Below are 4,702 nucleotides of genomic sequence, written 5' to 3' on the forward strand. Positions count from 1 at the left end.
CTTTAATCAAAGGTCAAGAAGGCGACACTGTCGGAAACTTAACCTATCGCCTCGCAGGGCGGAATTTTAATCCGCTGATGGCCATGGCCGCTGACAAAACAATCGCGCAGGTCTCTGTATTGGGTGCTGCTGGAACCATAAACCCAGAGCAAGTGATAACGCCTGGCATCTTTGTCGATGCGGTGGTCGAGGTTTCAAATCCTCAGCATGAAGAAGTGCTTGTTCGCACAGGAGAGGTTCACTGATGACTAATTTCAACATTTCCGATGTGGCCCTATCCAACGCTCAAATTGCGTGGCGCGCGGCCCAAGACATCGAAGACGGTTCATATGTGAACCTTGGCATCGGTTTCCCTGAGATGATCGCCAAGTTCCAACCTGATGGTCGCGATGTTACCTATCACACTGAAAATGGCGTGTTAGGTTTTGGCAAAGCGCCGCTTGAAGGCGAGGAAGACTGGGACCTGATCAATGCAGGGAAAAAGGCGATTACGCTTAATCCCGGTGCTTCGTTTTTTCATCACGCTGACAGTTTCGCGATGGTTCGCGGTGGGCACCTCGATTTGGCTGTTTTAGGAGCCTATCAGATTGCTCAGAACGGGGATCTTGCAAATTGGCGTATCGGCTCCAAGGGTGTTCCTGCCGTTGGCGGTGCGATGGACTTGGTCCATGGCGCAAAGCGGGTCGCTGTTGTCACCGATCATGTCACCAAAGATGGCAAACCCAAGCTAGTTGAATCCTGCACCTTCCCACTTACTGGTGTAGGATGTGTTACGCGGGTTTATACCTCACTGGCTGTAATAGACATTGCGGTTGGTAAATTCGTTTTGAAAGAAAAATTGCCGGCGGTCACCCTAGCTCAATTGCAATCGGTGACGGGTGCGACACTGCACATTGATGGCGAAGTTGCCGACCTTATTGTTCCTGAGGATTTGTAAATGACTGACGTTTATATCTGCGATTACATCCGCACACCGATTGGCCGATATGGCGGCGCTTTGTCAACTGTGCGCGCCGACGATCTGAGTGCAATTCCGCTAAAGGCTTTGGCTGAACGCAACCCTAAAATGGACCTATCTGCTATTGATGAAGTGATTTTTGGCTGTGCCAATCAAGCGGGCGAAGACAACCGCAACGTCGCTCGTATGTCTTTGCTGTTGGCAGGCTATCCGGATTGCGTCCCTGGTACGACGATGAACCGGCTCTGCGGCTCAGGCATGGACGCGGTGATAACTGCGGCGCGTGGCATTAAGGCAGGCGAGGCCGAATTGATCGTCGCAGGCGGTGTCGAATCCATGTCACGTGCGCCGTTTGTAATGCCTAAGGCAGAAACCGCGTATTCCCGCGCAAACACCGTCCATGATACAACCATTGGTTGGCGCTTCGTTAACCCAGTGATGAAAACGCTATATGGCGTCGATTCCATGCCCGAAACCGGGGAAAACGTTGCCGAAGATTTTGGCATTACCCGCGCAGATCAAGATCATTTTGCACTGCGATCACAGCACAACGCAGGCGCCGCGATTGCGCAAGGGCGTTTTGCCAAAGAGATCACACCGGTAAGCGTTCCGCAGCGCAGAGGCGATCCAATTATCGTGTCCGAGGACGAACATCCGCGGCCATCAACCACGTTGGCAGATCTCCAAAAGCTGAAGGCCTTCGTCAAGGCCGACGGAACAGTGACAGCCGGGAATGCCTCTGGTGTGAACGACGGCGCTGCGGCGCTCATCCTTGCCAGCGAAGACGCGGTAAAAAAGCATGGGCTAAACCCAATTGCCAAGGTATTAGGCGGCGCTAGCGCCGGTGTCGCGCCACGCATCATGGGTTTTGGCCCCGCGCCCGCGTCCCGCAAATTGATGGCAAGGCTTGGCCTGACGGTGAACGATTTTGCGGTCATCGAACTAAACGAAGCGTTTGCTTCACAGGGGTTGGCCACATTGCGTGATCTGGGCATTGATGACGATGACGCTCGTGTAAACCGCAACGGCGGCGCGATTGCGTTGGGGCATCCGTTGGGCATGTCGGGTGCAAGGATCACCGGCACAGCGATGCTAGACCTCAAGGCTGGTGAAAAATCTTTATCGACCATGTGTATTGGGGTCGGTCAAGGTATCGCAATCGCCTTGGAAGCCGTCTAGGATAATCGCATCAGCGAGCAGTAATAAGTGCCGCCCGCTGATGCAGCAATTCCGCTAATAGAGTCGCCAAGCTATTCTGGCCAGCGCCGGTCTTACGCGTCAGCCCCACTGCACCTGACAAATAGTCGACCTTTAAATCCATAGCGATAAGGCTGCCGTTTTTCAGCTCACGCGCAACGACACCCTTTGAGATAAACCACAACATTTTCGAACGTTCCAGCAATGTCAGCGCGACTGGCAAAGCTACGGTTTCGAGCGCCGGACGCAGATCAGACAGACCCATGGCTGACAGATACTGATCTACAGATTGTCGAATGATTGCACCGGGGTTGGGCAGGATAAGCGGGTATTCCGTAAGCATCTGAGCCGGTTTACGGCCAAGTGCCGGATGATCTGCGCGCGCGACCAGTTCTATCGGTTCGTCATAAAGGTGTTCAAACGACAGGCCTGGCATATCCTTTGAATTGGGCATCCGGCCTATCATAAGATCAATCTTCCCAGAACGGAGCATGTCGATCAGATAGTGATTTGGACCGGTCAGCACGCCAATGCGCGCGTCAGGACGCTGATCATAAAACTCCAATGCGACCGAAGGAAAAAATCCGCCGGCCACAGTGGGCAACACCCCCGCTTTGACCAGATCCGTATGCGACGGGGCACTAAGCACCCGACACCCAGCCTCAAGGCTTTGTAGTGACGCCTTTGCATGGCGGCGAAAAACCTCACCACCCGTTGTTAGAATAGCGCGTCGCCCTGTACGCTCGAACAATTGGCATCCAAGCTGCCCCTCAAGATCAGATAGGGTTTTGGACATCGCAGGTTGCGACACATGCTGCGCCCGCGCAGCGCCCGAAATCGTTCCAGTCTCCGCAATTGCGAGGAATGCCTCAAGATGGCGAAGCTTTAGATCTCTTGGTATATTCATTTGATTATACCTTTAGCATAGTTTTGTATTTTTCCCATGCTTTTAATTATGGCACATTAACATCAGGAGGAACCAATGCACGCACTAGATTTAGAGTGGGGCACCATGCATCTGAGCCTATCAAATGGCGACGGACCCACCCTCGTTTTCCTGAATTCGCTGGGCACCGATCTTCGTATGTGGGATGCGGTTTGCGCCCTATTGCCCACTGATTGGGCCACGCTGCGGATGGACAAGCGTGGGCATGGGCTTTCAGATACAGCGCCCGACAGCTACAGTATTCCCGATTTGGCAAAAGACGTATTGGCCGCAATGGACAACGTTGGCATCAACCGCGCAGTCGTAGTTGGCTGTTCGATTGGCGGCTTGATTGCACAGCATATCGCCTTGATGGCACCCGAGCGGGTCTTGGCGTTGGTATTGTCCAACACAACGCCAAAGCTGGGCTCCGCTGAGGATTGGCTTGCGCGTATTGAGACGATCAATGAAGGTGGTATGCGCGCTGTGGCAGAGGGCATTTTGCCGCGTTGGTTTGGGCCCGAGTTTCTCATGAAACCAGAGGTCAACCTATGGCGCACGCTGCTCTCACGCACTGACCAGGCGGGATACGTTGCCACCTGTAACGCGATTGCAGGCACTGACATAACAGAACAACTGAGTGAGATTGCGGCACCTGCGCTGGTTTTTGCAGGACAACACGATTTGGCCACTCCGCCGAACGTCATTGCGGCGCTAGCAGCTGCCCTACCCGACGCCGATCTGATCTCTTTTGAAACGACGGGGCACTTGCCCGCGATTGAAGCGCCGGATGCACTTGTCGATGCACTCATTAAATTTGTGAAAAGGATTACCCCATGAGCGAAAAGTTCGACCAAGGGATGAAAACCCGCCGCGAGGTCTTGGGCGATGCCCATGTCGACCGTGCGGAAGCCGCAAAATCAGAATTCGACCTAGCCTTCCAAGGCCTCATAACCGAAGGGGCATGGGGCACAGTGTGGTCGTCAGACAAAATCAGCCGGCGCGAACGTTCGATGCTAACGATCGCACTTTTAGCGGCGACCGGAAATTTCGAGGAAATCCCGATGCATATTCGCGCCACTGCACGCACGGGAGCGTCTAAAGACGATGTGGCTGAGGCACTACAACATGTCGCGATCTATGCGGGCGTGCCCAAAGCCAACCACGCCCTAAAACTCGCGAAACAGACTTTTGTTGAAATGGAGGAAAACAACGATGCTTGATCTTGGCCCATTAATTCCGCGCAACCGCGAAATTCACCCGATACCGCATGCCCCGGACTATAAAACGAGCGTCTCTCGCTCCCCTAACCTGCCGCTCCTTTCAATGGAAAGCGGCCATTCTGAGGAAACCGGCCCCACCTTTGGCCACAACAAACTCGGGGCGCTAGACAACAATCTGATTTTGAATTGGAGCAAAGGCGCGGCCCCCGCTGTGGGTGAACGCATCTTGGTCCACGGGCGCGTATTGGATGAAAATAGTCGGCCCGTGCCTCATACTTTGGTCGAGATTTGGCAAGCAAATGCGGGCGGACGATATCGCCACAAGAAAGATACCTATTTCGCGCCCCTTGATCCAAACTTTGGCGGATGCGGTAGGACGATAACGGACGAAAACGGCTA

6 protein-coding genes and 1 pseudogene are annotated in these 4,702 nt (G+C 53.9%); 6 read left to right on the forward strand and 1 reads right to left on the reverse strand.

Going from position 1 to position 4,702, the window contains the following annotated elements; all coding sequences use genetic code 11:
* The 3 genes from ABF287_RS07405 to pcaF all read left to right on the forward strand — a co-directional run.
* Positions 1 to 245 (forward strand): CoA-transferase (locus ABF287_RS07405; protein WP_347184373.1); only part of this gene is annotated, 245 nt, incomplete at its 5' end.
* Positions 245 to 937: a 3-oxoacid CoA-transferase subunit B gene (locus ABF287_RS07410; protein WP_347184374.1), complete on the forward strand. Its 693-nt coding sequence runs from the start codon at positions 245 to 247 to the stop codon at positions 935 to 937. The genes ABF287_RS07405 and ABF287_RS07410, both read left to right, overlap by 1 nt.
* On the forward strand, positions 938 to 2,137 hold the full coding sequence (gene pcaF, locus ABF287_RS07415) for a 3-oxoadipyl-CoA thiolase (RefSeq protein ID WP_347184375.1): 1,200 nt from the start codon (positions 938 to 940) through the stop codon (positions 2,135 to 2,137).
* A gap of 10 nt (positions 2,138 to 2,147) precedes the next feature.
* Here the strand turns inward: pcaF and ABF287_RS07420 are convergent, their stop codons facing one another.
* Complete coding sequence (locus ABF287_RS07420; protein WP_184584428.1) at positions 2,148 to 3,062, reverse strand: LysR substrate-binding domain-containing protein; 915 nt, start codon at positions 3,060 to 3,062, stop codon at positions 2,148 to 2,150.
* Positions 3,063 to 3,137: 75 nt separating this feature from the next.
* Between ABF287_RS07420 and pcaD the strand changes: the two genes are divergently transcribed.
* From pcaD to ABF287_RS07435, 3 genes and pseudogenes are all read left to right on the forward strand, one after another.
* Positions 3,138 to 3,920, forward strand: coding sequence for a 3-oxoadipate enol-lactonase (pcaD, locus tag ABF287_RS07425; protein WP_347184376.1), 783 nt, complete (start codon positions 3,138 to 3,140; stop codon positions 3,918 to 3,920).
* On the forward strand, positions 3,917 to 4,303 hold the full coding sequence (gene pcaC / locus ABF287_RS07430) for a 4-carboxymuconolactone decarboxylase (RefSeq protein WP_064224168.1): 387 nt from the start codon (positions 3,917 to 3,919) through the stop codon (positions 4,301 to 4,303). Before pcaD ends, pcaC begins: the two co-directional genes overlap by 4 nt.
* Positions 4,296 to 4,702 (forward strand): annotated as a pseudogene (locus tag ABF287_RS07435) (protocatechuate 3,4-dioxygenase subunit beta); the annotation flags it as partial. The gene pcaC and the pseudogene ABF287_RS07435, both read left to right, overlap by 8 nt.

Source organism: Pacificibacter sp. (assembly GCF_039769035.1).
In the GTDB taxonomy this organism is placed as follows: Bacteria; Pseudomonadota; Alphaproteobacteria; order Rhodobacterales; family Rhodobacteraceae; genus Celeribacter.

Coding starts and splice junctions, on each gene's coding strand:
- pcaC (WP_064224168.1), top strand. CDS start 3,917: ATGAGCGAAAAGTTCGACCAAGGGATGAAAACCCGCCGCGAGGTCTTG.
- pcaD (WP_347184376.1), top strand. CDS start 3,138: ATGCACGCACTAGATTTAGAGTGGGGCACCATGCATCTGAGCCTATCA.
- pcaF (WP_347184375.1), top strand. CDS start 938: ATGACTGACGTTTATATCTGCGATTACATCCGCACACCGATTGGCCGA.
- ABF287_RS07420 (WP_184584428.1), bottom strand. CDS start 3,062: ATGAATATACCAAGAGATCTAAAGCTTCGCCATCTTGAGGCATTCCTC.
- ABF287_RS07410 (WP_347184374.1), top strand. CDS start 245: ATGACTAATTTCAACATTTCCGATGTGGCCCTATCCAACGCTCAAATT.